The organism is Leifsonia sp. McL0627, from assembly GCF_058244615.1.
Genome location: NZ_JBZCGM010000002.1, coordinates 680264 through 706641 on the forward strand (window position 1 = coordinate 680264; position 26378 = coordinate 706641).

22 protein-coding genes and 1 pseudogene are annotated in these 26378 nt (G+C 67.0%); 8 read left to right on the forward strand and 15 right to left on the reverse strand.

Annotated features, from left to right (window positions below):
* Window positions 1-116 precede the first annotated feature (116 nt).
* The 6 genes from AC37TH_RS03830 to AC37TH_RS03855 all read right to left on the reverse strand — a co-directional run bounded on the left by AC37TH_RS03830 (window position 117) and on the right by AC37TH_RS03855 (window position 7092).
* A complete protein-coding gene (locus AC37TH_RS03830) occupies window positions 117-617 on the reverse strand; it encodes a hypothetical protein (RefSeq protein ID WP_490763027.1) in 501 nt (166 codons plus the stop codon).
* Window positions 618-706: 89 nt separating this feature from the next.
* Complete coding sequence (locus AC37TH_RS03835) at window positions 707-3067, reverse strand: beta-glucosidase family protein (protein WP_490763028.1); 2361 nt, start codon at window positions 3065-3067, stop codon at window positions 707-709.
* Between the two features lie 26 nt (window positions 3068-3093).
* Window positions 3094-3900, reverse strand: coding sequence for a 6-phosphogluconolactonase (locus AC37TH_RS03840; protein ID WP_490763029.1), 807 nt, complete (start codon window positions 3898-3900; stop codon window positions 3094-3096).
* Window positions 3901-3951: 51 nt separating this feature from the next.
* A complete protein-coding gene (locus tag AC37TH_RS03845) occupies window positions 3952-4764 on the reverse strand; it encodes a carbohydrate ABC transporter permease (RefSeq protein WP_490763030.1) in 813 nt (270 codons plus the stop codon).
* Entirely contained in the window at window positions 4761-5735 is a 975-nt protein-coding gene (locus AC37TH_RS03850) for a carbohydrate ABC transporter permease (protein WP_490763031.1), read from the reverse strand. The genes AC37TH_RS03845 and AC37TH_RS03850 overlap by 4 nt, the downstream gene beginning before the upstream one ends.
* A 4-nt stretch (window positions 5736-5739) precedes the next feature.
* Window positions 5740-7092, reverse strand: a complete 1353-nt coding sequence (locus AC37TH_RS03855) for an ABC transporter substrate-binding protein (RefSeq protein ID WP_490763032.1) — start codon at window positions 7090-7092, stop codon at window positions 5740-5742.
* A 346-nt stretch (window positions 7093-7438) separates the two neighbouring features.
* On the opposite strand from AC37TH_RS03855, the gene AC37TH_RS03860 reads away from it, so the two are divergent.
* Both AC37TH_RS03860 and AC37TH_RS03865 read left to right on the forward strand, forming a co-directional pair.
* A complete protein-coding gene (locus AC37TH_RS03860; RefSeq protein ID WP_490763033.1) occupies window positions 7439-8365 on the forward strand; it encodes an N-acetylglucosamine kinase in 927 nt (308 codons plus the stop codon).
* A 3-nt stretch (window positions 8366-8368) separates the two neighbouring features.
* Window positions 8369-9721, forward strand: coding sequence for a family 4 glycosyl hydrolase (locus AC37TH_RS03865; protein ID WP_490763034.1), 1353 nt, complete (start codon window positions 8369-8371; stop codon window positions 9719-9721).
* Between the two features lie 84 nt (window positions 9722-9805).
* Here the strand turns inward: AC37TH_RS03865 and AC37TH_RS03870 are convergent, their stop codons facing one another.
* The 7 genes from AC37TH_RS03870 to AC37TH_RS03900 all read right to left on the reverse strand — a co-directional run bounded on the left by AC37TH_RS03870 (window position 9806) and on the right by AC37TH_RS03900 (window position 15886).
* Entirely contained in the window at window positions 9806-10525 is a 720-nt protein-coding gene (locus AC37TH_RS03870) for a GntR family transcriptional regulator (protein ID WP_490763035.1), read from the reverse strand.
* A 78-nt stretch (window positions 10526-10603) separates the two neighbouring features.
* Window positions 10604-11977, reverse strand: coding sequence for a replicative DNA helicase (gene dnaB / locus AC37TH_RS03875; RefSeq protein WP_490763036.1), 1374 nt, complete (start codon window positions 11975-11977; stop codon window positions 10604-10606).
* A gap of 502 nt (window positions 11978-12479) precedes the next feature.
* A complete protein-coding gene (rplI, locus tag AC37TH_RS03880; RefSeq protein ID WP_490763037.1) occupies window positions 12480-12932 on the reverse strand; it encodes a 50S ribosomal protein L9 in 453 nt (150 codons plus the stop codon).
* An 11-nt stretch (window positions 12933-12943) separates the two neighbouring features.
* Window positions 12944-13207, reverse strand: coding sequence for a 30S ribosomal protein S18 (gene rpsR, locus AC37TH_RS03885; protein ID WP_055897232.1), 264 nt, complete (start codon window positions 13205-13207; stop codon window positions 12944-12946).
* Window positions 13208-13267: 60 nt separating this feature from the next.
* A complete protein-coding gene (locus AC37TH_RS03890) occupies window positions 13268-13777 on the reverse strand; it encodes a single-stranded DNA-binding protein (RefSeq protein WP_490763038.1) in 510 nt (169 codons plus the stop codon).
* 4 nt (window positions 13778-13781) lie between these two features.
* Window positions 13782-14171 (reverse strand): 30S ribosomal protein S6, encoded by a 390-nt coding sequence (gene rpsF, locus AC37TH_RS03895; protein ID WP_490763039.1) that lies wholly within the window; start codon window positions 14169-14171, stop codon window positions 13782-13784.
* 284 nt (window positions 14172-14455) lie between these two features.
* Window positions 14456-15886 (reverse strand): CCA tRNA nucleotidyltransferase, encoded by a 1431-nt coding sequence (locus tag AC37TH_RS03900; RefSeq protein ID WP_490763040.1) that lies wholly within the window; start codon window positions 15884-15886, stop codon window positions 14456-14458.
* 111 nt (window positions 15887-15997) lie between these two features.
* Here AC37TH_RS03900 and AC37TH_RS03905 point away from each other — a divergent pair, with 111 nt between their 5' ends.
* From AC37TH_RS03905 to AC37TH_RS03930, 6 genes and pseudogenes are all read left to right on the forward strand, one after another.
* Window positions 15998-18337, forward strand: a complete 2340-nt coding sequence (locus tag AC37TH_RS03905) for a DUF6049 family protein (protein WP_490763041.1) — start codon at window positions 15998-16000, stop codon at window positions 18335-18337.
* 19 nt (window positions 18338-18356) lie between these two features.
* Window positions 18357-19944 (forward strand): annotated as a pseudogene (murJ, locus tag AC37TH_RS03910) (murein biosynthesis integral membrane protein MurJ).
* Between the two features lie 75 nt (window positions 19945-20019).
* On the forward strand, window positions 20020-21006 hold the full coding sequence (trxB, locus tag AC37TH_RS03915; RefSeq protein WP_490763042.1) for a thioredoxin-disulfide reductase: 987 nt from the start codon (window positions 20020-20022) through the stop codon (window positions 21004-21006).
* A 13-nt stretch (window positions 21007-21019) separates the two neighbouring features.
* Window positions 21020-21346 (forward strand): thioredoxin, encoded by a 327-nt coding sequence (gene trxA / locus AC37TH_RS03920; protein ID WP_055897216.1) that lies wholly within the window; start codon window positions 21020-21022, stop codon window positions 21344-21346.
* A 133-nt stretch (window positions 21347-21479) separates the two neighbouring features.
* Window positions 21480-22802 (forward strand): aminotransferase-like domain-containing protein, encoded by a 1323-nt coding sequence (locus AC37TH_RS03925; protein ID WP_490763043.1) that lies wholly within the window; start codon window positions 21480-21482, stop codon window positions 22800-22802.
* A gap of 50 nt (window positions 22803-22852) precedes the next feature.
* On the forward strand, window positions 22853-23809 hold the full coding sequence (locus tag AC37TH_RS03930) for a D-alanine--D-alanine ligase family protein (RefSeq protein WP_490763044.1): 957 nt from the start codon (window positions 22853-22855) through the stop codon (window positions 23807-23809).
* Between the two features lie 67 nt (window positions 23810-23876).
* Here AC37TH_RS03930 and AC37TH_RS03935 read toward each other — a convergent pair whose 3' ends face one another.
* Both AC37TH_RS03935 and AC37TH_RS03940 read right to left on the reverse strand, forming a co-directional pair.
* Window positions 23877-24827: a ParB/RepB/Spo0J family partition protein gene (locus AC37TH_RS03935; protein WP_490763045.1), complete on the reverse strand. Its 951-nt coding sequence runs from the start codon at window positions 24825-24827 to the stop codon at window positions 23877-23879.
* Complete coding sequence (locus tag AC37TH_RS03940; RefSeq protein ID WP_490763046.1) at window positions 24827-25744, reverse strand: ParA family protein; 918 nt, start codon at window positions 25742-25744, stop codon at window positions 24827-24829. Before AC37TH_RS03940 ends, AC37TH_RS03935 begins: the two co-directional genes overlap by 1 nt.
* Between the last annotated feature and the right edge of the window lie 634 nt (window positions 25745-26378).

Below are 26378 nucleotides of genomic sequence, written 5' to 3' on the forward strand. Positions count from 1 at the left end.
ACCAGTGTGCGATCAGGCACGGCCGAAGGCTACAGAATGAGCACCGCCGTCGGTTGGGGCAGCACAAGAACTGTTTTCGCTGCTCGCAGCGGGAGCAGAGTGCGCGCTTGTGCGGGCTACGCGCGCGCCATCCGGTCGACGCTGTTCGACCAGAAGACCACGCCGGCCACGGCCGTGAGCGCGAGCAGGAAGGCGCCGGTCGGCGTGATGGTGTCGGCGATCCTGTGCTGCGCGCAGAGCGCTGACACGATGCCGGCGGCGAGCCCGCTCACGGACACGACGGCGAACGAATACGAAATGACCCTGGATGCGCCCTCCAGCAGCATCCCGCGCACGATCAGCGCCGCCGCGGCGATCAGCCACGTCGCTGCGAGCGGGAACGAGATGATCAACGCGAGCTCGTCGCGCAGCAGCAACCCGGGCACGTAGTAGAGCAGGCCGGCCGCGACGAGCATCGCGGAACCAAGACCGGCGAAGGCGACGAGCCGGGTGCGCTCCGCCCGGAACCCCTGGATCGTGGCGATGAGCGACGGCCAGGTGAGCGCGAACGAGAACGCCACGACGGCCAGCGCTACAGCGCCGGCGCCCTGGACGAGCGGAAGCAGGTTGACGTTCATACGACTATTCAACGACGCCCGGGATGCGTTCGCATCATTCCGGAGAATGACAAACGGGGGTCACCCGCTGCAACCTGCCTCGCTCGGCGTCAGCCTGCGTGCCCCTGCACGAACCGCGACGCGGCGATGTCGATCAGCTCCGCATCCGGGATCAGCGGCGGGATGGAGTGGTCGTCGGGGAGCTCGATCGACGTCTCCAGACGGATGTCCTGCGACGACGCTCCGACCTCGATCAGGAACGTCCCACCCTCCCGGCGCCACACGCCGGTCCGGCCGTCCCCGCGTTCGGCGGCGGAGTCCCAGTATGCGAAGTCGCGGTTCTCCAACTCGAAGACGACCCTGGCCGACGCCCCCGGCTCGATCCGCACCTTCTCGAAGCCGCGCAGCTCGCGCACCGGCCGCTGCACCTCCGCATCCGGGTCGCCGACGTAGAGCTGCACGATCTCGTCGCCGGCGCGGTCGCCGGTGTTGTCGATCGTGCAGGACACGCGCACGCTGCCTTCCGCCGCATCCAGGATCTCGACCTCCAGGTCGCGATAGGCGAAGGTCGTGTACGACAGGCCGTGCCCGAAGGGGTAGCGCACCGCACGGTTCAGCGCGTCGTACCAGCGATAGCCGATGAAGACGCCCTCGCCGTAGAGCACCGTCCCGCGCTCGCCGACCCAGTTGGGGAAACCGGGGGTGTCCTCGACCGCGAACGGGAACGTCTCAGCGAGCTTGCCGGACGGGTTCGCCCGACCGAAGAGCACGTCGGCGACGGCGTGGCCGGTCCCCTGGCCGCTCAGCCAGGCTTCGACGATGGCGTCGACACGGTCGTGCCACGGGTCCATCGACACGGGGGAGCCGTTCGAGAGCACGACGACCAGGGATGCGCCCGTGCGCTCCCGCACGTCGGCCAGGCGGGCGATCAGCGCGAGCTGGTCCGCCGGGAGGTCGAGGGAGTCCCTGTCGTTCGCCTCCTGTTCGTAGGAGAGCGGCAGCCCGGCGAAGACCACGATCGTCTCCGCCTGCTCCCCCACGGCGGCCGCTTCGTTGATGAGCCGGAGCGCCGTCTCGGAGAGCGGCCCCCTCCCGGCGTGCTGGACGGCCTCTGCGAGCTGGAGCTCTTTGGCCAGCGTGGCCGAGCGCCGGGCGACCTTCGGCTTGTCCTCGTCGTGGGTGACGCCGTGGGCGGCCAGGATGGCGAGGTTGTCGTCCTGGTACGCGTTCTTCGTGGCATACACGTATCCGGGCGCCGAGACGACCCTGTCGCCCGCGATGGCGCGGATCTCGTCCAGCGGCACGTCGACACGGGTCGGGTCGACACCGGATGAGCCCCCACCCTGGATGCGCGCGTGCTCGGCGAACGCGCCGATCACCGCCACGGTGCCGCCGCTCTCCGCGAGGGGCAGCGCAGGCCCGGCCGCTCCGGGAGCGGCCTGGTTGCGCAGCAGTGTGATGCACGCGGCCGCCGCCTCCCTGGCGATGGCGTGGTGCTCGTCGGCGCGCAGCGCGGCCAACTGCTCCGGGGTGAGTCGGTCTCCGGCGGCGTGACCGAGAGCCATCACCGCGCCGTCGACCTGGTCGGCTCCCGGGTAGGCACGGGCCACCAGCGTCAGCACGCGCCGGGCGGCCTCGTCCACCACGGCCTCGTCGAGCGAGCCGTCCCTCACCGCTGCGACGACCTCCGCATCCGTCTGCCCCTGCGTGCCCGGCATCTCCAGGTCCAATCCTGCCTGCAGTGCCGCGACGCGGTGGTGCACGGCGTTCCAGTCGGAGACGACGGCTCCCTGATAGCCCCACTCGTCGCGGAGCACCTCGGTCAGCAGCCAGCGGTTCTCCGACGCATGCACGCCGAGAAGCCTGTTGTACGAGCACATCACCGTCCACGGCTCGGCGCGGCGGACGACGCGCTCGAAGGCGGACAGATAGGTCTCCCGGAGCGTGCGCTCGTCCGCGATCACCGAGATGCGCGTGCGCTCGATTTCCTGGTTGTTCGCGGCGAAGTGCTTGAGCGAGGTGCCGACGCCGGTCGACTGCACGCCCTCGACGTAGGCGGCTCCGAGTTCGCCCGAGTGCAGCGGGTCTTCGGAGAAGTATTCGAAGTTGCGTCCGCACAGCGGCGAGCGCTTCATGTTCACACCGGGCCCGAGCACGACCTGCACACCCTCGGCCCGTGCCTCCTCGCCGATCGCGGCGCCCACTCTGCGCATCAGCTCTCTGTCCCAGGATGCGCCCATCGCCGAGGCGGTCGGGAACCCGGTCGCGGGAACCCAGACCATGTCGACGCCGGTCTCCTTGCGCAGACCGTGCGGTCCGTCGCCGACCTCGATCGCGGGGACGACCGCTGGCAGGCCCGGCCGATCGATCGTCTGGGTGAACCAGTCGTCGACGCCGGAGAGCAGCGACGCCTTCTCCTCCAGGGTCAGCGCGGCGAGGACGTCGTCGACAGCGAACGGGGGGACGTGCATGGCGGTACCTTCCGGGACGGTCGGGGTCAGAGCGTGGTCTGCAGGAGGCCGGCGGCGCTGCGATCCACGAGGAAGCGGGGGGACTCGCACTGGGTGAGCACCGTGGCCGGCCAGTCCGGTTCGTAGGCATCCGCCGCGGCAAGCCGGCGGACGGTCGACTGCTTGTGCTCGCCAGTGACCACCATGATCACCGAGCGGGGCAGCTCCCGGATGGTGCCGATCCCGACGGTGACGCCGTAGCGGGGCGCCTCGTCCAGGCTGCGCAACGTGGGGAACGTGCTGAGGTTGTCGCGGCGGGTGTCATCGCCGAGGGCGACCACGCGGGTGACGGTGTCTGCAGCGGCGCCGACCGGGTTGAGGGCGACATGGCCGTCCGAGGCGCCGGAGGCGAGGAGGAAGATGTCGATGCCGCCCACCTCCGCCAGCCGCCGGTCGTACTCGCCGTCGTCCGCGCGGGGATCCGGGTACCAGAGGTTCTGCTCCGGAATGCGGTTCTCCGGTCGCGCCCCGGCGTTCAGGCGGTCGAGAATGTCGCGCTTTCCATACCCGACGCAGCTGTGCTTCAGTGCGGGGTCGACCGCGCGGTACTCGCCCTGCTCCTCTTCCACGTACTCGTCCATCAGGGCGATGATCACCCTGCTGAGGTCGAGGTCGCGCTCACTGACGAGCCTGGCGAGCTGCTCGTAGGTGGTCAGCGGGCTCCGCCCGGTCGGGCAGCCGAGGACGAACGTCCGGCCGGCGGCGGCCGTCTCTGCGATCGCGTCGGCGATCTGCTCGGCGGCGGCGAGGCCGACCTCGTCGGGGGTGTTGAGGATTTCGGGCGCGATGCGCATAGGGGAGACTCCTTGTCTGAGGAACGGGCGGGGGAGCTGAGCTGGCTCAGCTCACTCCTTGATCGCGCCGTTGAGCACGCCACTGATGAAGTGGCGCTGGAAGAACACGTAGAGGATGAGCACGGGGACGGCGACGATCAGCGATCCGGCTGCCAGCAGGTTCACGTCGAGCGTGTTCTTCCCCTGGAAGACACCGAGCGCGAGGGTGGCCGGCTGGATGGACGGGTCGGCGATGAAGACCAGCGAGAGGAAGAAGTCGTTCCAGGTCCACATGAACGAGAGCAGCCCGAGGGTCAGGACCGCCGGCCTGGAGATCGGCATCAGGATCTGCCACAGGATGCGCCACGACCGGGCGCCGTCCATCTCGGCCGCCTCGATCAGCGACGGCGGCACGGCACGGAAGGTCGCTCGCATCCAGAACGCGCCGAACGGGACGCCCATGCCGATCTGGATGATGATCAGGCCCAGCCACGAGTTGGTGAGGCCCATCGACTGGAACGTGTAATAGAGCGGGATGATGAAGACCTCGGCGGAGATCATCAGCCCGAACAGCACCAGCGGGAAGATCACCTTCTGGCCGGCCACCCCGAGCACCCCGAACGCGAAGCCGGAGAGCACCGCCAGCACGACCTGACCGACCACGGCACCGACCGTGATCACGGCGGAGGCCAGCATCGCCGACCCGAAGCCGCCCGCGTTCCAGGCCGTGACGAAGTTGCTGAACTGCGGGTGGAGCAGATCGAGCTGTCCACTACGTTCCGGGCTGAGCGCCGTGAAGAGGAACCAGACCACGGGGAAGAGCACGAACACCGACACCAGGATGAGCACCGTGTGGTTCAGGAGGCGTTCTGCGCGGGAGATCATGCGTTCTTCTCCTCGGAGAGTCGGGTGATGACGAGGGCGACGAGCAGGCAGACGACGGCGATGATGATGCCGATCGCCGCGGCCATCCCGACGTCCGGGTTCAGGAACGCCTTCTTGTAGAGCAGCAGCGCCGGGGTCGTCGTGGACGTGCCAGGACCGCCCTGCGTCGTCACCCAGACCAGGTCGAAGGCCCGGAGCGCGCCGGTGACGGTGAGCGTCAGTGCGACGGCGACCTGTCCCTTGAGGCTGGGGAGGGTGATCGAGAAGAATTCGCGGATCGGTCCGGCGCCGTCGATGCGGGCCTGCTCGAACAGCTCGTTCGGGATGGCGGCGACGCCGGCGACGAAGAGCACCATGCAGAGCCCCATCGCCGTCCAGGTGCCGATCACGCCGAGCGCGGGGAGCGCCCAGGTGAAGTCGCCGAGCCAGTTCTTCGCCAGGTCGCCGAGACCGACGGCGCGCAACGCGGAGTTGAGGGGGCCGTCCGGCCCGTAGATGCGCTTCCAGATCACGGCGACGACCACGCTCGTCAGCACCTGCGGGAGGAACAGCAGCCAGCGGTACACGCCGCTGCCCGCCGTCTTTCCCCGGCCGAGCAGAGCGGCGGAGAGCAGGCCGAGCGCGATCGGGATGAGCGAGAAGAACACCACGAGCACGAGCACATGGCCCAGGGATTCGATCAGTTGCGGATCGGTGAAGAACGACACGTAGTTGCTGAGCCCCACCCACTTGGCCGCGCTCACGCCGTCCCAGCTGTACAGCGAGTAGTTCAGGCTCTGCAGGATGGGGACGATCACGACGAACCCGTAGAACAGGAGCGCCGGAGCCGCGAACGCCAGGCCGAGCCAGCGGCGACGCCGGGCGAGTGGCGACAGGGTGCGCCTCCGCTTCGACGTGCCGCCGGCCCGTGGCGCCGCCGCCGGTGCAGCGGCGGGGGTCTCCTGCCGCTGCACCAGATCGGACGAGGTCATCGACTCAGCCCTTCGCCCGCTGCGCCTGGAAGGCGTCGTAGTCCTTCTGACCTGCGTCAGAGAGCTGCTGCGGCGTCACCTGGCCCGCGTAGAGCTGCTGCAGCTGGCCGCCGATGGTGTCGAGCATCGTCGGGGTCGACCAGTCGAAGTACGGCGTGTACCCGTTGCTCTTGTCGAGCGCCTGCTGTGCCGTGATCTCGCTGGCCAGCTCCGGGTTGCCGCTCGGGACGCTCAGGCCGGAGTGCAGCAGCGGCAGGAAGCCGTGGTCCACTGCCTCCTGCGCGGCGGTCTTGCTCGCCATGAAGTCCAGGAATGCCGCGGCGGCATCCGGGTTCTTCGACTTGGCCGAGATCGCCAGGTTCGCGGCGGAGGAGCCGGTGCCCACGACCTTGTCGCCGTCCACCTGCGGCAGCTGCACGTACCCGAAGGTCTGCTTCTGCGCGTCGGAGAACGCCAGCGAACCGGTGTACTCGAACCGGAACGCCGCCTTGCCGGTCAGGAAATCGTTCTGCGCGTCGGCGTACTGAATACCCGCGTAGTTCGGCGTGAACCAGCCGGCGTCCGCCCACTTCTTGACGTCACCCGCGGCCTGGACGATCCCCGTGTCGGAGATCGGCACGTTTCCGCTGGAGTAGACGAAGTCGCCGATCTTGTCGGCAGCAGCGTAGAGGTTCTGAGTGGCGAACAGGATCGAGGTCGCGGAGCCCTTGTCCACGGAACCGTAGGCGATCGGCACTTCTCCGGCCGACTTGACGGCCGCCGCGTCCTTCTCGAAATCGGCGAGCGTCGTCGGCACAGCGAGCCCCAGCTTGTCCAGGATCGCCTTGTTGTAGTACAAGCCGATCAGCGATGACCGAGCCGCCGGAGTCGCGTACAGCGAACCGGTGCCCATCTGCTTGCCGTCGGACGTGAACTGCGTCTGGCGGGCGATCGTGTTCGGGAACTCTTTGTCCCACCCGTAGAGCTTCGAGTACGCGTCCAGGTTCAGGATTCGGCCGCCCTTGGCCAAGGTGCCCATCGACGACCAGCCGTTGTTGACCAGCGCGATGTCGGGCCCGCTCGGGTCCGCCAGACGCAGGGCGACCGTGTTGTTGACCTGGCCCCAGTCCTGCGTGGTGCGCTTGATGGTGATGTTGGGGTGCTGCTTCTCGAAGTCCTTGACGACGGCGTCCATCCATTTGCCTTCGTCGTTCTGCCAGAAGTCGAGGATCTTGAGCGTGACGTCCTTGCCTGAGACGTCTTTCGAAACGGGACGGGAGGAGTCCGCCGCCGTGGACCCGCCCGGTGCACAGGCCGCAAGGCCCAAGGCCAATCCGGTCGCTAAAGCAATCGCTCCAGCGAGGTGACGCTTCTTCATGCGAGTCTCCTTTAACTCGTCGCCTATCGTTCACGCCGATGTGCGGCGCGGGTGCAACGCTATTCTTAACCAGCTCAGTTAGTCCACTTGGGGACGAAATAACAACCATTCCCGCGACTGGTACGGTATTCGCCGCACCACATCCCGCAACCGCCCAGCGTTTTCGAGGCTTCAACGCTGCGTCACCACGCCTGGGAGCCCCCTGAATGCCTCTCCGGGAACCGGACCAGTCCGCGATCTGGTTGTTATTCACCCCCGAACTGGCATAACTGGGCTGGTTGTGATTAGCGTGGATAGGCCGCCGGAGTTGGTGGGCCGGACGCGAGATCGACGTGAGGAAGATTTCATGAGAACAGTGGTCGGCGTCGACATCGGCGGAACGAAGACGCACGTCGTCGTGGAGTTCGCCTCCGGCCGACGGGAGATCGTCGTCCCCTCCTCGTCCTGGCGCGGCGGACTCGGCGACTTCGCGGCCGATGCCGTCGGACTGCGCGGCCTTCTGACCGAACACTTCGGGTCGGACATCCTGTCTGCGGCCGTCGCGGTCGGAGCGCACGGCTGCGAGAACACGGCCCAGTGCCGCGAACTCCAGCAGGCATTGCAGCCAGGGATCGACGGCCCGGTCGTCGTCCTGAACGATTCCGAGCTCATCGCACCGGCGATGGGCCACGATCGGGCGATCGGCGTCGTCGTCGGCACCGGATCCATCGCCACCGCCAGGAATGCCGACGGCGAGCTGGTGAGCGCAGGCGGCTGGGGCTGGCTCCTCGGCGACGAGGGGAGCGCGTCCGGCCTCGTGCGGGACGCCACCAGGGCCGTCCTCCGCGACCTCGACCAGGGTGGTTCCGGCGACGAGCTCGCGCGGCGGCTGATGGCCTCGTTCGTCGCGACGAACGGCGACGAACTGGCACTGGCCGTCACCACGGCGGCGTCGGCGGAGGAGTGGGGCAGTCATGCCCCCGAGGTCTTCGCCGCGGCCGACGACGGCTCCGCCATCGCTGCCGACGTGATCCGGGATGCGGGCGAGCACCTCGCCGCGCTCGTCCACCGGCTGCTCGGCCGGGGGATCCCCGCCGACGCCGTCGTGGCGGGCGGCTCCGTCATCGAACGGCAGCCCCGGCTCCAGAAGGCGTTCGGTGCCGCCCTCGCCTTGGCCCACCCCGGCCTCGAACTGATCATCCTCGACAGACCGCCTGTGCGCGGAGCCATCGCGGTGGCTCGCCGGATCGCACAGGAGCAGAACAACCACCACATCCAGAGCGGAGACAAGTAGCAGATGAAAGTAACACTGATTGGCGCAGGCAGCCGCGAGTTCGCGGGCACCATCATTCGCGACCTCCTGTTGAGCGAGCCGATCGCCAAGAAGGGCCTCGAGATCGTGCTCATGGACCTCGCAGCGGCCCCCCTCGCCGAGATGGAGGGCTACGCGCGGCACGTGATCGGTGAGCTGAACCACGCGGCCACCGTCGCCACCACCACCGACCTCGACGAGGCCGTGACGGGTGCGGACTTCGTCGTGACCGCAATCGAGCTGAACAGGTACCACTACTGGTCCCAGGACTTCACGGTGCCGAGGAAGTACGGTTTCCGCCAGGTCTACGGCGAGAACGGCGGCCCCGGCGGCCTCTTCCACGCGCTCCGCCAGTTCGGGCCGCTGCTGGAGATCGCCCGCGCGATCGAACGGCTCGCACCTGACGCGCTGTTCCTCAACTTCTCCAACCCGGAGCACAAGGTCTGCGAGGCCATCACGCGCCTCACCAACGTGAAGGTCGTCGGCCTGTGCCACGGCTACTTCCAGGGAGCCCGCCAGATCGCGGCTCTGCTCGACACCCCGCTCGACGAGCTCGACCTCGCTGCTGGCGGGATCAACCACTTCACCTGGTTCCAGCGCATTCGTGACCGCAAAACGGGAGAAGACCTCTACCCGCGTCTGCGGGAACTCGAACACGACGCCAACTGGGTCTCCGACTGGCACGAGGTCGGCCTCTCGCGCATCCTGTTCCGTCGTTTCGGACTGTGGCCGTCGCCGAGCGCCAACCACCTCGGCGAGTACATCTCCTGGGCGGACGACTACGTGCCGGCGCAGCTGCAGTACTTCCACGACCCGGCAGACGGTTCTCCGTGGCGCGACGGCGCAGCGACGCCGGAGTGGTTCTACGAGATCCGCTTCGCCGACACCGACCGCCCGTACCAGCCGCCGAAGCACGCGCAGAAGACGCTGGAGGCCACCCTGGAGGACCGCCCCATCGTCTCCTCGGAGGAGCTCGCCATCCCGATCATCGAGTGGGTGGCCTGCGGTGTGGAGCGCGACCTCCCCGCCGTGAACCTTCCGAACCGCGGTGCCATCCCCGGCCTGCCGGACGACATGGTGGTCGAGGTACCTGCGAGGGTCGTCGACGGCGAACTCGTGCCGGTTCCGATGGAGGAGTTCCCGGAGGGCGTGCTTGCCATGGTCCGGCTGCAGGGGAGCATCCACAAGCTGCTGGTGCAGGCCTACGCCGAGCAATCCAAGGCGAAGCTGCTGCAGGCGATCCTGCTCGATCCGGTGATCGACTCGCACAACCGTGCGGTCGCGATGCTGGACGAGTTCCTGGAGCTGCAGAAGGACATCCTGCCGCCGCTGCACTGAGCCGACCGGACGAGCAGAGGCCTCCGACCCGTGCAGGGTTCGGAGGCCTCTGGCCGTTGAGTGCGGCTGGCGTGGGTGGCGCGGCTACTCGGCGCGGTACAGGTCGGCGTGGAAGCGGTACGCGTCGCCCCGGTAGGTGTTGAGCCCGAGGAGCACAGGCGCCCCGCCCCGGTCGTACGCGATCTCACGGCCGACGAGCACCGGGCTCCCCGGCGGGATGTGCAGCAGCGCGGCCTGCTCGGCGGTCGGCGTCTCCGCCTGAACGCTGTACGCGCTGCGGAAGATGCTCACGTCGCAGTGCGTCTGCAGCATCTCGTACAGCGACGCGTCCGTGAGATCCAGCTCGACGAGGGCGTGCGCGATGGTGAGCGGCAGCACGTTCCTGTCCACGCAGATCGGCGTCGAGTTCATCCCCCGCAGCCGCACCAGTTCCAGCACCTCGGTGCCCGGCGCGATCCCGAGCCGGTTGGCCTCATCCAGTGTCGCCGACCGCACGGACTTCTCCAGCACCTCAGCCGTCGGCGTGTGCCCGCGCTGCCGCGCCATCTCGGTGAAGCTCTCCAGGGTGCTCGGCGGCTCCCCGACGGTCGGACTCGGCACGAACCACCCGCGCTGCGGAGACCGCGCGACGCGACCCTGACGCTCCAGATCCTCCAACGCCATCCGGATGGTGCTGCGGCTCACATGCATGCTCTCGGCCAGCATGCGCTCACCGGGCAGCCGCGTGCCCGGCTGATAGATGCCATGGTTGATGGCCATGCCGAGCTCCCGGGAGACCCGCGTGGTGATGGTGGGAGTTTTCACAGCCCCACCGTACCAGTCATGGGATGCGGTGCATATCTGCCGGTGTTTGGTACAACTGGTCGGCGTTTGTGTCGCGACTTACACCGGCGCCATATCCGTGAACCGGGAGAAGTGCCCCTGGAACGCCACGGTCACCGTGCGGGTCGGACCGTTGCGGTGCTTGGCGACGATGAGGTCGGCCTCGCCGGCCCTCGGGTTGTCTTTCTCGTAGGCGGACTCGCGGTGCAGCAGGATGACCATGTCGGCGTCCTGCTCGATCGAGCCGGACTCGCGGAGGTCGCTCAGGGCGGGGAGTTTGTCGGCGCGCTGCTCGGGACCACGGTTCAGCTGGGAGAGGGCTATCACGGGGACCTGCAGTTCTTTCGCGAGCAGCTTCAGGGCTCGGGAGAACTCGCTGACTTCCTGCTGGCGGCTCTCGACGCGCTTGCCGCTCGTCATCAGCTGCAGGTAGTCGATGATGACCATCTTGAGGCCGACGCGCTGCTTGAGGCGGCGGCACTTGGCGCGGATCTCGACGAGGGTCATGTTGGGACTGTCGTCGATGTAGAGCGGGGCGTCGTTGATGCGGCCGCGGGTGGAGGCGATAGTCGTCCAGTCGCGGCTCTCCACCTTGCCCTTGCGCATGCTCTGCAGGGGCACGGAGGCTTCCGCGGAGAGCAAGCGCATCGCAATCTCGCTTCGACCCATTTCGAGGGAGAAGAAGATGGTGGGCATGTCGTGGTGGATCGAGGCTGCGCGGGCGAAGTCCAGCGCGAGAGTCGACTTTCCGAGGGCAGGGCGCGCGGCGACGATGATCATCTGGCCGGGGTGCAGCCCGTTCGTGAGCTCGTCGAGTTCGGCGAAGCCTGTGGGGACGCCCGTCATCGAACCGTCTTTATGGCTGGCCGCCTCGATCTCGTCGATGGCGACGGTCACGGCGTCGGTGAGGGGGACGTAGTCCTCCGTCTCCTGGGAGCCGGTGACGGAGTAGATCTCGGCCTGCGCGTTGTTGACGAGGTCGAGCACTTCGCCCTCTGCCTTGTAGCCCATCTGCGTGATGCGGGTGCCGGCCTCGACCAGGCGGCGCAGCAGAGCCTTCTCGGCGACGATGTTGGCGTAGTAGCCCGCGTTCGCGGCCGTCGGCACGAGGCTGGTGAGCGTGTGCAGGTACTCGGCGCCGCCCGCGCGAGACAGCTCGCCGACCTTGGTGAGCTCGTCGGTGACGGTGATGACGTCGGTCGGCTCTCCGTGCGAGTACAGGGAGAGGACGGCGTCGTAGATGATCTCGTGCTTGGGGATGTAGAAGTCGGGACCGCGGACGACTTCGACGACGTCGGCGACCGCGTCCTTGCTGAGGAGCATTCCGCCGAGGGCGCTCTGCTCGGCCAGGAGGTCGTGCGGCGGCGTGCGTTCCGACGTACGCGTTTCGCCCGGTTCGCGTTGGTCAGCGAGACCCAGATGGGCGATCGACACGGTTTCTCCTCTTTCGTTTCGGCACGGGTACACGGCAGGGCAGGGCTCATGGCTCCGCGCATCCCGAGCAGCCTGATTCCAGTGAACCTCGCTCACCGCCACACTGCGTGGCACGGCTCGCTGCTATCAGGATCTTGCGGGTGACCACCGACATCGTCGGTTCTCTCCTCGGCCGGTTGCCGCCGACCTCGCTCCACCCTAGGGAGCAGGCAGACCGGCCACAACTCACCCTGTGGATAACGTTGGGGAGAATCTGCGCGAAACGCCGCGCTGCTTGTGCACAACCTGTGGGGAAAGGTGTGGACTAAAGATCAATATTGGCGCGTATATGCCATTTGATCTGGGATTTATCTCTCCACACCCTGTGTGTAGAAAACAGTTTCATTGGTGTGGGAAAACGCGTTTCCCGGGCGTTTCGCCCTGTGTACAAAACTGCGGAATCAGTTGTTAAAAGGTGTAGCGGCGGGCCGAAGCCCGCCGCTACACTTTCTGCTTATCGTGCCTACTTGGCAGCGACCACCTGGAGGGTGATCACGGCGGACAGGTCGTCGTGAAGACGAACCGTGGCCTCGTGGTCGCCGACGACCTTGATGGGCGAGGTGATCTCGATCTTGCGCTTGTCCAGCTCGCCGATTCCGGCGGCCTTCACGGCGTCCGCGATGTCGGACGTCTTGACGGAGCCGAAGAGGCGGCCTTCGCGGCCGGCCTTTACGGTCAGCTTGACCTTGGTGGCCTGCAGCTTGGACTTGAGGTCCTGAGCCTGCTCGATGGTGTGGAGCTCACGAGCGACGCGAGCCGCCTTGATCTGCTCCACCTGCTTCTCACCACCGCGGGTCCACGCGATCGCGAAGCCCTGCGGGATGAGGTAGTTGCGTGCAAAGCCGTTCTTGACGTCGACGACGTCTCCGGCAGAGCCGAGGCCGGTGACCTCGTGCGTCAGAATGAGTTTCGACATGTCCGTATCTCCTAACGGCCAGAGCCGGCGTAGGGGAGAAGTGCCATCTCGCGTGCGTTCTTGACGGCACGGGCGATGAGGCGCTGCTCCTGGACGGAGACACCGGTGATGCGGCGGGCGCGGATCTTTCCACGCTCCGAGATGAACTTCCGCAGGGTCGCGACGTCCTTGTAGTCAATGACGCCGACGCGAATCGACTTCGCCGGAGCGGCGTTCTTGCCGTCCTTGCCCTTGCGGATCGGCTTGCGGCGGTCGCCGCTCGACTTTCCAGCCATGATTTCCTTTGCTTTCCGCTCTCATCGAAAGCCGATGGAGCTGGTGAATGTTGGTGACCCTTAGAAGGGAGTCTCGTCGCTGTAGCTGCCCGGCGTGTTCCAGACGTCCGACCCGGAGGACGAAGCGTCTGCAGGCGCCGATGCTGCCCACGGCTCTTCGACGGCACCGCCACCGGAGGGGAAACCTCCGGGGGCACGGCCAGACGACTGCGCGCGCGTGATCGAAGCGGTGGCGTAGCGCAGCGACGGGCCGATCTCATCGATCTCGAGCTCGATCGAGGTGCGCTTCTCACCTTCCTTCGTCTCGTAGGAACGCTGCTTCAGGCGACCCTGCGCGATGACGCGCGAGCCCTTCGTCAGCGAACCGGCGACGTGCTCGGCGAATTCACGCCAGACGCTCGCGCGCAGGAAGAGAGCCTCACCGTCCTTCCACTCGTTCGCCTGACGGTCGAACGTGCGGGGTGTGGATGCGATGGTGAAGTTGGCAACCGCGAGCCCGTTCTGCGTGTAACGCAGCTCCGGGTCGCTGGTGAGGTTGCCCACCACGGTGATGACGGTCTCGCCGGCCATGGGACTAGACGCCGGCCTTGTCGGCGGCAGCAGCCTTGGCGGGAGCGGCAGCCTTGCGGGCGGCCTTCTCGTCGGCGAGCTTCGCAGCGGCGGCGACCTGTGCGATCGCCTCTTCCGCACGGAGGACCTTGGTGCGCATGACGGCTTCGCTCAGCTTCAACTGGCGGTCGAGCTCCTTGGTGGTCTCACCGTTGGAGGTCAACTGAACGACGGCGTAGATGCCCTCGGTCTTCTTGTTGATCTCGTAGGCGAGACGACGGCGGCCCCAGATGTCGACGTTGTCGACGGATCCACCCGCGTCGCGAACGACGTTGAGGAACTTGTCAAGGCTGGGAGCAACGGTGCGCTCGTCGATCTCTGGATCGAGGATGACCATCAACTCGTACTGATGCATGACTAACCCACCTCCTTTGGACTTGGCGGCTACAGACGGTCTGTAGCAGGAGGGTTCTACATCTGTCGTGCGGGCATACGTCTGCCCAGACAACCTGTCCAGCGTAACGGATGCGGGCGTGTCGCGCCAGTCGGCGTCGGCGGGGACAGCAACGGATGCAGTGGCAGGAGGCGTAAGGAGTGTGTTCGTCATGCCTCCACACTCGCGGGGGAGGGCGCATCCCGGACCTGTCGGTCAGGCATCTGTGGAGAACCCACCTGCCGCGCACCCTGTGCAGGGATGCGTCAGTGTTGCTGCGACTCCCACCAGGCCAGCAGCCGCCTGGTCGCCTCCTCCTCGCCGAGCGGGCCGTCGTCGAGCCGCAGCTCCAGCAGGAACCTCATCGCCGCCCCCACCTCCCTGCCCGGCTTGATGCCCAGGATGCGCATGACCTGTTCGCCGTCGAGGTCCGGACGCACCGCATCCAGTTCCTCTTTCTCCTTCAGCTCCCTGATGCGCGTCTCGAGGTCGTCGTACGCGAACCCGAGCCTGTCCGCCTTTCGGCGGTTACGGGTGGTGACGTCGGCGCGCGTGAGCATGTGCAGACGCTCGAGTTCCGGCCCAGCATCCCGGATGTAGCGGCGGACAGCGGAATCGGTCCAGTTGGCGTCCGCGTACCCGAAGAACCGCAGGTGCAGTTCGATCAGCCTCGCCACCGCGTCGATGGTCGCCTTGTCGAACCGCAGCGCCGTCAGCCGCTTCTTGGCGAGCTTCGCCCCCACCACGTCGTGGTGGTAGAAGCTGACGACGCCGCCCGGCTCCAGCTTGCGCGTGGCCGGCTTGCCGATGTCGTGCAGGATCGCCGCCAGCCGCAGAACGAGATCCGGCGCCTCGCCCGCGTGCCGCTCCTTCTCATATCCGATGGCCTGGTCGAGCACGGTGAGGCTGTGCTGGTAGACGTCTTTGTGGTGGTGGTGCTCGTCGATCTCCAGCCGCAGCGCCGGGATCTCCGGGATGACCTGCGCAGCGAGACCGGTCGAGACCAGCAACTCGATCCCCGGCCGCGGGTCATCGGTGCAGAGCAGCTTGGTCAGCTCGTCGCGCACCCGCTCAGCACTCACGATCTCGATGCGGCCGGCCAGCTCGGCCATCGCATCCTGGGTCTCGTCATCGACCGTGAAGCCGAGTTGGGAGGTGAAGCGCGCGGCCCGCATCATGCGCAGTGGATCGTCGCCGAACGAGATCTCCGGGCTGCTCGGGGTGGTGAGCGTGCGGCTCAGCAGGTGCTCGACACCGCCGGACGGGTCGACCAGCTTCACCTCCGGGATGCGCAGGGCCAGCGCGTTCACGGTGAAGTCACGGCGCAGCAGGTCGCCTTCGAGTGTGTCCCCGAACTCGACGTCCGGCTTCCGTGTCTCCCCGTCGTAGACGTCTGTGCGGTAGGTGGTGATCTCGACGGTGTCGTCGCCGAACCGTGCACCGATTGTTCCGAACTGGCGCCCGATGTCCCACACGGCATCTGCCAGGGGGGAGACGACGCGCAGGATGTCGTCCGGCCTGGCGTCGGTCGTGAAGTCCAGGTCGTGCACCGGCCGGTCGAGCAGCGCATCCCGCACAGGACCGCCCACCAGGGCGAGTTCATAGCCGGCGTCGGCGAACGCTGAGGCCAGCCGGGAGACGGTCGCCGAGCGGGCGAGGTCGCCGAGGCGAGCGATGGATTCGGCGACGCTGTGCATGGTGCCCCAGTTTATTAGGCGTGCTCCGCTTGGCGCGCTCGTCGGGCTCTCCCAGCGGGCCCCCTCTAGAATCGTCGACATGGAGGCCGAGTCGGGATCGTGCATCGACGCATGAGCGCACCCCGATTCACCCTTCGGCAGGGGGTGCGGAATCTCGCCGCGCTCGTCTGCGCGGCCGTAGCCATCGCACTGGTGCCGGCCGGAGCATCCAGTGCCGTCGTGCAGGGAGCCGATCGGGGCGCGGTCGGGGTCTCGGCCACATCCGGCGCATCGGACGCATCCACCGGGCTCGTCCGGGCTGCGACGACGGGCGACGACATCTCCGCTTCTCTGGCCGCCGACAACGGCGGTGTGCTCGCACCGATCCAAGACCTCTCCGTCTCCATCACGGTCACCAACCCCACAGACAGCTCATACCCGCCCGGCTCCGTCTCGCTCTGGCTCGACCCGTCGCCGCAGAAGTCGCGCACCGCCCTCTCGTCCTGGCTCACGTCGACCACCGCCGTCTCCGGCAAGGCCACCATCGGCGAAGGCCAGGTCACCACTCTCGAACCGGGCACCAGCACCGTCGTCAGGGTCACCGTTCCCGCGGCTGCCGTCCCGTTCGGCACCAACCCGTCCGGCGCCGTCTACGGCATCGGAGCCACCGTCTCCGTCGGCGGCAAGACAGTGGATGCGCGGGGCAGCGTGGTCTGGAACCCCGGCGTCGAGAGCACCCGCTCCTCGCTCGGTGTGATCATGCCGCTCGTCAGCCCGTCGACCTCCGACGGGCTGATCACCGCCGCCGACCTCACCACGTACACCGCACCGAACGGCGTCCTCACCCGCGACCTGGACGGCCTCATCGGCCACAGCACGGTCACCGTCGGCATCGACCCGATGATCATCGCGTCCATCCGCGCGCTCGGCAACGCGGCGCCGCCGAGCGCCAGCGACTGGCTCAACCGTCTCGCCGCTCTGCCCAACGACACCTTCTCCCTCGGCTTCGGCGACGCCGACGTCACCGGCCAGGTGCAGGCCGGCCTCCCTGCGCCGCTCGCACCGACCTCGCTCGACTACGCGCTCGACCCGAAGAACTTCACCCCGTCGCCGACGCCCGTCGGCGAGCCGTCCACCGCGACTCCCGCCCCGCCGGCCGAGACGCCCACCCCGACACCCACCGCCGGACCGGGCGGGGTCACGCTGCCGACCCTCGACGAACTGGTGGCGTGGAAGTACTCACTCACCGGCATCGGCTGGCCGGGCGACAACACCGTGCGTTCCGCCGACCTCGCCCCCTTGGCGGCCGCTGGTCTGCACACCGTCGTGGCCTCCGGCTCGAATACCAACCAGGCCACCCTGGAGAGCACCCCCAACGCCACCCTCCCGTTCGACGGCGGCAAGCTGCTGGTGTCGGACGAGGCCCTCTCCACCGCGATCCGCCAGGCGGAGTCCGCACCGAGCGATGTCGCCTGGAACACGGCGATGTCGAAGGTGAACGCCCAGCTCGAACTGATCAGCGCCGAGGGGACGCAGTCCAAGCAGCTCCTGATCTCGTTCGACCGCTCCTGGCCGTCCAGCGGCACGCAGCTGCGCCGCACCCTGGAATCGCTCTTCGCCTCGCCGTGGTCCACGCCGTCGTCCCTGTCGTCGACGGCGGCCGCTCCGTCGAGCTCCGGGCTCTCGCTGACGGATGCGCCGGAGTCGCAGACCCGCATCGACAGCCTCAAGGCGCTGGTTCAGGACGAGCAGTCGATCGACTCGTTCGCGACGGTGCTCGACAAACCGGACACGATGACCGGACGCACCAGGGCGCAGCTGCTGACCCTGTTCGCCGTGTCGTGGCAGAACCCGCGCACCGATTGGTCGGTCGCGGTCGCCGCCTCCAGGAAGGCGACGGTCGACACGCTGCACTCGATCAAGATCCTGCCCACCGAGAACGTCAATCTGGTGAGCGCGCAGGGTTCCATCCCGTTCACGGTCAGCAACGAGCTGAAAGACGAGGCCGCGAACGTCGTCCTCACCGCGTCGCCGTCGAACAGCAGGCTGGAGATCGACCAGAACGCGACCAAGCGCATCCCCCAGGATTCACGCGCGACGATGCTGGTGCCCGTCAAGGCGAAGCTCGGCAACGGTCAGGTGGTGCTTTCGCTGCGCCTCTACAGCCCGACCGGCGTGCCGATCGGCGACCCGAGCGCTGTGACAGTGGATGTGCACGCAGACTGGGAGGGCATCGGCGCGCTGATCTTCGGCATCCTGCTCGTGCTGCTGTTCGGATTCGGAATCGTGCGCAACATCCTGCGCCGTCGCGACCAGCGGAAGAAGGAGGAGTCGGGGGAGGGTGACGCCGAGGCCGCCGACCCCGACGCACCCGCCGAGGACGCCGCGCCCACCGACGCCTCCGCACCCACCGACGCACCCACCGAGCCGGACGACTCCGCCGCCCCGCCAGACGGAGGCGCCCGTGGCTAGCATCGGTCGCGCCAGCGCCATGCTCGCCTCCGGGACCCTGGTCTCGCGCATCCTGGGCTTCGCGAAGGCGTGGCTGCTGCTGCAGGCGATCGGCGCGGTCGCGTTCGCGTCGAACGCGTACGCGACGTCGACCATCGTGCCGAACAGCATCTACGCGATCATCGCGCAGGGCATCCTGAGCGCCATCCTGGTGCCGCAGATCGTGCGTGCGTCTGTCAATGCCGACGGCGGCAAGGCGTACATCAACAAGCTGGTCACCCTCGGGATCGTCGTGTTCGCGGCCGTCGCGCTCGTCGCGACGCTGCTCTCACCGGTCCTGATCGCCCTGTTCGGCTTGCGCGGCGCCAAGGCCGACCTCGCGACCGCTTTCGCCTATTGGTCGCTCCCGCAGATCTTCTTCCTCGGTCTATACACGCTCCTCGGCGAGGTGCTGAACGCGCGCAAGTCGTTCGGTCCGTTCACCTGGGCGCCGGTCGTCAACAACATCATCGCGATCGGGATGCTCATCGCCTTCATCCTGACGTTCGGTGCCGACCCGAACGGCACCCGCAGCCACGAGTGGTCGGGCGGGATGGTCGCCCTCCTCGCCGGTGGCGCGACACTCGGCGTGGCCGTGCAGGCGTTCATCCTGTTCTACTTCTGGCGACGCGTCGGCTTGCGGTTCCGATTCGACTTCGGCTGGCGCGGCGTCAACCTCGGGCACGCCGGCCGCGCGGCGGGCTGGACCTTCGCCATGCTGATCGCCGCCCAGGTCGCCGGCCTCGTCGAGACGAACGTCGCCAACTCCGCGGGCACCGGCAATGCCGGACCGCTCATCATGAACAACGCCTGGCTGATCTTCATGCTCCCGCACGGCATCATCGCGGTCTCGATCGTCACCAGCTTCTACACCAGGATGGCCGAGCACGCGCACGAGGGACGCCGCGGCGTTCCGCGGGGACTTCTCCGCGGCCACCAGGTCGATCATGCTGCTCATCACGTTCTCGGCGGCCGCACTCATCGTGGTCGCCTTCCCTGTGGCGCGCGTGTTCACCGTCGACTATCAGGCCTTCGGCTGGGTTCTGATCGCCTACCTGGTCGGACTCGTGCCGTTCTCGCTCGTGTTCATGGCCCAGCGCGCCTTCTACTCGCTCGGCAACACCCGCACGCCGTTCTTCTTCACGCTGGCGCAGGTGATCCTGATCGTGGCCGGTGTGCTCGTGTGCCTGGCCGTTCCCGCACCGGCGCGCGCCGCCTCCGTCGCCCTGGTGGTGTCCATCGCAAGCGTCGTGCAAGCAGCCCTCGCCTTCGCGCTCCTCCGCCGCACCACCGGGGGAGTGGATGGTCGCCGCATCCTGAGCGGTCTGTGGCGTTTCGCGGTGGCCGCCCTCGCCGCGATGATCGCCGGTGGCGGCTTCCTGGTGATCATGGGCGGTGTCGACGCCGGCTCGTTCCCGGTGAGCGGGATCTTCGGCGCGATCGTGTCGTCCGCGGTGGTCGGAGTTGTGATGCTGGTGGTCTACATCGGCGTCCTCACACTGCTGCATTCCCGCGACCTGATGGCCGGTCTGGCGCCGATTCTGAACCGGTTGGGCGTCCGCTCCGAACTCACACGTGAAACGGAATAGCATCCGCCTAGGATGTGTTCTACACCTCAGCGGTCCGGTTCTGGACCGTTACAGATAGTGCAAGGAGCTCCCGCCGTGCGGCAGATCATCATCATCGGTTCCGGCCCCGCCGGTTACACCGCGGCCATCTACGCCGCGCGCGCCAACCTCCGGCCGCTGCTGATCGCCTCGTCCGTCGAAGCAGGCGGCGAACTCATGAACACCACAGAGGTCGAGAACTTCCCCGGCTTCCCTGACGGCATCATGGGCCCGGACCTCATGTTCAAGATGCAGGCTCAGGCCGAGCGTTTCGGCACAGAGGTCGTCCTCGACGACGTCGTGTCCGTCGATCTCACCGGCGACGTCAAGAGCGTCACCCTGGGTTCCGGCGCCAAGCACGAAGCCCTCTCGGTAATCTTCGCCACGGGTTCGGCCTACCGCAAGCTCGGCCTTCACGACGAGGAGCGCCTGTCCGGACACGGTGTGTCCTGGTGCGCGACCTGCGACGGCTTCTTCTTCCGGGAGCGCACGATCGCGGTCGTCGGCGGAGGCGACTCGGCGATGGAGGAGGCCAACTTCCTCACCCGCTTCGCCGACAAGGTCTACGTGATCCACCGCAAGGACTCGCTGCGCGCGTCCAAGATCATGCAGGACCGCGCATTCGCGAACGAGAAGATCGAATTCGTGTGGAACTCCGAGGTCGTCGCCATCAATGGTGAAGAGACCGTGAAGAGCGTCACGCTCCGCGACGTCAACTCCGGCGAGGAGAGCGACCTGGAGCTCCAGGGGCTGTTCATCGCGATCGGCAACGACCCGCGCGTTCACCTGGTCCACGGCCAGCTCGATCTGACTCCGGATGGGACCATCGCGGTCGCCGGCCGTTCGTCGAAGACCAAGGTCGCCGGGGTGTTCGCGGCCGGTGACGTCATCGACCCGCACTACCGTCAGGCCGTCACGGCAGCCGCCTCCGGAACTGTCGCCGCCCTCGACGCGGAACAATACCTTTCGACCCTCCCCAAAGACCTGCTGGACCAGACCGTTGAGGTCGAGTCCGGCGATCTCGAACTCACCACCACCGCATAAGGAGAACCAAGAAATGTCTGCAGCACGTTCGGTCACGGATGCCTCTTTCGAGAGCGATGTCCTCAACAGCGAGAAGACGATCCTCGTCGACTTCTGGGCAGAGTGGTGCGGCCCGTGTCGCGCCGTCGGCCCGATCCTCGACCAGATCGCGGCGGAGCACTCCGACAAGATCGAGATCGTGAAGCTCAACGTCGACGAGAACCCGCAGACCGCTGCGAAGTACCAGATCACCTCCATCCCCGCGATGAAGGTTTACCAGGGTGGCGAGGTCGTCAAGACCGTCATCGGCGCCAAGCCGAAGCCCGCCCTCGAAGCCGACCTGGCCGCCTACCTCGCGTAGCCGACCAGTCCTTCTCAGACCCGTCCGGCACTCAGCCGGGCGGGTCTTTTCTGTCTCACCGCGCATCCCTCGATTTCGGGCATAGCGCACCACACAAATAGCATTGGCAAACGGCGTAAGAAACGGAAGACAAGTGACTGATCAGGGCAGCCCGCTTTCACGCGGCAACAATCTGGACCCGTGGTACAACCATTACGCGCAGCGCACCAGCGGCCTGGCCGCCAGTGAGGTCCGAGCCCTGTTCGCCGTCGCCAGCAGGCCCGAGGTGGTCTCCCTGGCAGGCGGCATGCCGTATGTGGCGGCGCTTCCGGAAGATCTGGTCGTCGGCGCGATGGACAGGGTGATGCGCGAGCAGGGCCCTGTCGCGCTGCAATACGGCTCCGGCCAGGGCGTTCCGGCCCTGCGCGAGCAGATCCTGGACGTGATGGCTCTCGAAGGCATCAGCGCGAGCGCGGACGACGTGGTCGTGACGACCGGCTCGCAGCACGCGCTCGAACTGTTCAGCAAGCTGTTCATCGACCCGGGGGACGTGGTGCTGGCCGAGGGGCCGAGCTACGTCACCGCCATGGTGATCTTCCGCTCCTACCAGGCCGAGGTCGACCACGTGCCGATGGATGAGCACGGCCTCATCCCGGAGGCGCTCCGCGAGCACATCGCCCGGCTCAAAGCGGCCGGACGCACGGTGAAGTTCTTGTATACGGTGCCGACGTTCCACAATCCCGCGGGTGTCACGCTGAGTTGGGAGCGCCGTCTGGAGATCCTGGAGATCGCCAAGGCCAACGACATCCTGGTGCTGGAAGACAACCCGTACGGCCTGCTCTACTTCGGAGAGCGTCCGCCCGAGGCGATGCGCTCGGTTGAGCAGGACGGGGTGGTCTATCTCGGCACCTTCTCGAAGACTCTCGCCCCCGGGTTCCGCGTCGGCTGGGCGCTGGCGCCCCACGCGATCCGCGAGAAGCTGATCCTCGCCAACGAGGCGGCCGTGCTGAGTCCGAGCTCGTTCAGTCAGCTGGTGATCTCCGAGTATCTGCGTGACGCCGACTGGAAGGCGCAGATCGACACGTTCCGCGGCGTCTACCGGGAGCGCAAGGAGACGATGATCTCCGCGCTCGAGGAGTACCTGCCCGAACTGAGCTGGACGAACCCCAACGGCGGCTTCTACGTGTGGCTGACGTTGCCGTCGCACCTCGACTCGAAGGCGATGCTTCCGCGCGCGGTGAAAGAACTGGTCGCGTACACCCCCGGCACGGCATTCTTCGCCGACGGCTCCGGCGCCCAGAACATCCGGCTGTCGTTCTGCTACCCGACCCCGGAGAGCATCCGGGTCGGCGTGCGGAGGTTGGCGAACGTCATCAACGGCGAGCAGGACCTGCTCGACACGTTCGCCGGCACCGGCCCGCTGAATGCGTCGCGGCGTGAGCAGAACAGCTCCAACCCTCCGACCGACCTTCGCTGATCGCTGGTTCACACTTCACACCCGACCCGGTTCCAAAGAAAGAGCTGATCATGGCAGAAAAAGCCGCTCTCAACATCGTGGTATTGGCCGGCGGAATCTCGCACGAACGCGACATCTCGCTCCGCAGCGGCCGCCGCGTCGCCGACGCTCTCAACTCGCTCGGCCACCAGGTGACCTTCCGCGACCCGGATGCGTCGCTGCTGGGCTATCTCACCGACAACCGCCCGGATGTGGTGTGGCCCGCACTGCACGGCGCCAGCGGTGAGGACGGCGCCTTGCGCGCATTGCTGGAGTTGACAGGAATCCCGTTCGTCGGTTCGCAGACGGACGCCTCCCGCCTGGCCTGGTCGAAACCGACCGCCAAGACCATCGTGGCCCGTGCCGGTGTGTCGACGCCCGCATCCATTGCGCTGCCGAAGGAGACGTTCCGGGAGCTGGGCGCGAACAGCGTGCTTGCGACCGTGCGCGACGGTCTCAGCACGCCCCTGGTCGTCAAGCCCGCGCAGGGCGGCTCGGCGCAGGGTGTGACGATCGTCGAGCTGGCCGACGAGCTCCCGCGCGCGATGGTCGACGCGTACACCTATGCCGACATCGCGCTGATCGAGCGTAAGGTCACCGGCGTGGAGGTCTCGGTCGCCGTGATCGACACGGGGGAGGGGCCGGAGGCGCTCCCCGCCGTCGAGATCGAGCCGGTCGGAGGCGTGTACACCTTCGATGCACGGTACAACGCAGGGGAGACGCGGTTCTACACACCGGCTCGCGTGAACGATGTGACTGCCGCTGCGGTCGCAGATGCTGCGACGACCGCGCACGTCGCCCTGGGCCTGCGTCACCTGTCGCGCATCGACTTGATCGTAGATGCGGCCGGGGTGCCGTGGTTCCTGGAGGCGAACGTGCTTCCCGGCCTGACGGAGACGTCGATCATGCCGCAGGCGATCGCCGCCTCGGGACGCGACCTCGGTGACGTGTACGCTGCGCTGGCGCTGGCGGCGATCGCCGACGCGTGAGTACTGCGGGCGCGCGGATCTTTCGCTAGTTGTCCGCTACTTCTCCGCTATTTTCGCTGGGCTGACCTCAGTTGAAGGTCGGGCGTGTGAAGCTCGGCTGCCCTATTTCGTCCAGGATGCGGTTCAGGTCTTGAATCGTCGCGAAATCCACCACGATCTGGCCTTTTCTCGCACCGAGTGAGATCTTGACGCGAGTGTCCAGGCGGTCTCCGAGCTTTTCGGCGATCTCGTCGAGGTGCCCGCGGTGCTTGCCCGCCGTGACCTTGGTCCTCGCCGGCTTGGGGCTCTTGCTCGCTGCGGCCTCCGCCGCACGCACGGACAGATCCTCGTTCACGATCTTGTCGGCGAGACGCGCCATCGCTTCCTCGTCGCCCACCGACAGGATCGCGCGTGCGTGCCCTGCGCTCAGGACGCCCGCCGCCACCCTGCTCTGCACTGCCGACGGCAGCTTCAGGAGGCGGAGCGTATTCGTGATCTGTGGGCGGGAGCGCCCGATCCGTGACGCGAGCTCATCCTGGGTGATGCCGAAGTCTGCGAGTAGCTGCTGGTAGGCCGACGCCTCTTCGAGCGGGTTGAGCTGCGACCGGTGCAGGTTCTCGAGGAGGGCATCCCGGAGCATGTCCTCGTCAGCCGTGTCCTTGACGACCGCGGGGATCGTGTCGAGCCCGAGCTCCTTCGTCGCTCGCAGGCGCCGCTCGCCCATGATCAGCTCGAACTTGTCCGGCTGTCCGGGGATCGGCCGCACCACCACCGGCTGCAGCACACCGACCTCGCGGATGCTCGCAACGAGCTCGTCCAGCGCTTCGCGATCGAACTCGGTTCTCGGCTGAGCGGCGTTGGGCACAATGTCCGCGGGGGAGAGGTTCGCGAGGCGTGCACCAGGCACGGCGACGAGTTCCTCTCTGACAGCGGTGGCGGAGGAATCAGGGAAGAAGACGTCGACCGGCCGTGCCGACTGGTCGGTCGTCGGGATGAGGGCGCCGATTCCTCGACCCAATCCTGTGCGCTTCGCTGCCATTAGCGGGGTGCTCCTCTGCGTGCAATCTCGGCGGCTGCCTCCAAGTAGGAGAGCGAACCGGACGAGTTCGTGTCGTAACTGATAACGCTCTGCCCGTAACTGGGCGCCTCCGAGATGCGGACAGAGCGCGGAATGATCGTTTTGAGGACTTCCTTGGGGAAATGCTCACGGACATCCTCGGCTACCTGGTGCGCCAGGTTGGTGCGCGAGTCGTACATGGTGAGCAGAATCGTGGAGACCTGCAGCTTCGGGTTGAGGTGACGCTCGATCAGCTGGATGTTCTTGAGCAGCTGGCTGAGCCCTTCGAGCGCGTAGTACTCGCACTGGATGGGGATCAACACCTCGGTGGCAGCGACGAAGGCGTTGATCGTCAGGAGTCCGAGCGACGGAGGGCAGTCGATCAGAACGTAGTCGAAGTCGTACTCGTCCAGGAAGCGAGTGAGCGCCCGCCCGAGGCGCTGTTCGCGCGCAACCATCGAAACGAGCTCGATTTCCGCGCCCGCAAGGTCGATCGTCGCCGGAACAACGAAGAGTCCGTCGAACTCGGGCGACTTCTGAATGACCTCGTCGAGCTCTTTGTCGTTTACGACCACGTCGTACACGCTCGGGGTGCCCTCGCGGTGCTCCACACTCAGTGCAGTGGATGCGTTTCCCTGAGGATCGAGGTCGATGACCAGGACCCGCGCCCCAGACTTTGCCAGCGCGGCGGACAGGTTCACGACGGTCGTCGTCTTCCCAACGCCGCCCTTCTGGTTGGAGATAGTGAAGATGCGCGTTCGCGACGGAAGGGGAAGCGTTTCTGAGGCGATAGCCTCGCGCCTCCGCGTTAAGTCGTGTATTTCCTGCGCCAACGGCGTGGATGCGTCGAAGCTCGCAGGGCTCGTTCCGACCTGGGCATCCTGGTCCGATTGTTTCACGTGAAACCTTGTCGCTCGATCATGGTGCACGGCACCGGGTGTCTGAGTACGGAGGTCACATGCGCTCTGTGACCATCAGTCAACTCTATCTTGGATACACAGCGCGCAGTTCTGCTCGGCGGCGCGCTGTGGATAGAGGAGGGGTGTGGAAACTCGGCAGTGGCCGGGTTTGCATGTGGATGCGGTCCCTCGCCGAGCGCCATGGAGCACGGGCCGAGCGCGGCGGAGCGGCAGTTACCTCGGTTTCACGTGAAACATGCCTCGAGGTTGCCCCCGCAAGGTACGCCTGCGTCACCGGTCCGAACCACGGCGTGGGTGCCGAGCGTGGGTCCGACGCAACATCAAGGGCACCAGTGCGCGCCTGTTCCCTGAGTGACCCAGCATGGATTACGTGCAGTGCAATGCACATCACTTCACTGCAGGCGCTGCGCAGCCTGCATCGCCTGGGCTGCCTGGAATGCCTGCACTGCCGGCGCTGCGATCGTGTAGCAACGCGGCACTGTGGGAAGCGTCGGCCCCGGCGGGTCGGAGACTTTGCACCGAGCACCCACACGGTTTCCCGCTGTCCAGTACGCCTGCTCTCGTATGCTCAGCCCGCTTCAGATCACGCGAAGTTCTCGCGTGTAGTATCCGG

Excerpts from the sequence above, each read along its gene's own strand:
- AC37TH_RS03835 (WP_490763028.1), bottom strand. The coding sequence starts at position 3,067 with ATGCACGTCCCCCCGTTCGCTGTCGACGACGTCCTCGCCGCGCTGACC.
- AC37TH_RS03935 (WP_490763045.1), bottom strand. The coding sequence starts at position 24,827 with ATGGCAGCGAAGCGCACAGGATTGGGTCGAGGAATCGGCGCCCTCATC.
- rpsR (WP_055897232.1), bottom strand. The coding sequence starts at position 13,207 with ATGGCTGGAAAGTCGAGCGGCGACCGCCGCAAGCCGATCCGCAAGGGC.
- AC37TH_RS03840 (WP_490763029.1), bottom strand. The coding sequence starts at position 3,900 with ATGCGCATCGCGCCCGAAATCCTCAACACCCCCGACGAGGTCGGCCTC.
- AC37TH_RS03890 (WP_490763038.1), bottom strand. The coding sequence starts at position 13,777 with ATGGCCGGCGAGACCGTCATCACCGTGGTGGGCAACCTCACCAGCGAC.
- AC37TH_RS03850 (WP_490763031.1), bottom strand. The coding sequence starts at position 5,735 with ATGACCTCGTCCGATCTGGTGCAGCGGCAGGAGACCCCCGCCGCTGCA.
- AC37TH_RS03830 (WP_490763027.1), bottom strand. The coding sequence starts at position 617 with ATGAACGTCAACCTGCTTCCGCTCGTCCAGGGCGCCGGCGCTGTAGCG.
- AC37TH_RS03860 (WP_490763033.1), top strand. The coding sequence starts at position 7,439 with ATGAGAACAGTGGTCGGCGTCGACATCGGCGGAACGAAGACGCACGTC.
- rpsF (WP_490763039.1), bottom strand. The coding sequence starts at position 14,171 with ATGCATCAGTACGAGTTGATGGTCATCCTCGATCCAGAGATCGACGAG.
- rplI (WP_490763037.1), bottom strand. The coding sequence starts at position 12,932 with ATGTCGAAACTCATTCTGACGCACGAGGTCACCGGCCTCGGCTCTGCC.
- AC37TH_RS03930 (WP_490763044.1), top strand. The coding sequence starts at position 22,853 with ATGGCAGAAAAAGCCGCTCTCAACATCGTGGTATTGGCCGGCGGAATC.
- AC37TH_RS03865 (WP_490763034.1), top strand. The coding sequence starts at position 8,369 with ATGAAAGTAACACTGATTGGCGCAGGCAGCCGCGAGTTCGCGGGCACC.
- AC37TH_RS03845 (WP_490763030.1), bottom strand. The coding sequence starts at position 4,764 with ATGATCTCCCGCGCAGAACGCCTCCTGAACCACACGGTGCTCATCCTG.
- AC37TH_RS03905 (WP_490763041.1), top strand. The coding sequence starts at position 15,998 with ATGAGCGCACCCCGATTCACCCTTCGGCAGGGGGTGCGGAATCTCGCC.
- trxA (WP_055897216.1), top strand. The coding sequence starts at position 21,020 with ATGTCTGCAGCACGTTCGGTCACGGATGCCTCTTTCGAGAGCGATGTC.
- AC37TH_RS03900 (WP_490763040.1), bottom strand. The coding sequence starts at position 15,886 with ATGCACAGCGTCGCCGAATCCATCGCTCGCCTCGGCGACCTCGCCCGC.
- AC37TH_RS03855 (WP_490763032.1), bottom strand. The coding sequence starts at position 7,092 with ATGAAGAAGCGTCACCTCGCTGGAGCGATTGCTTTAGCGACCGGATTG.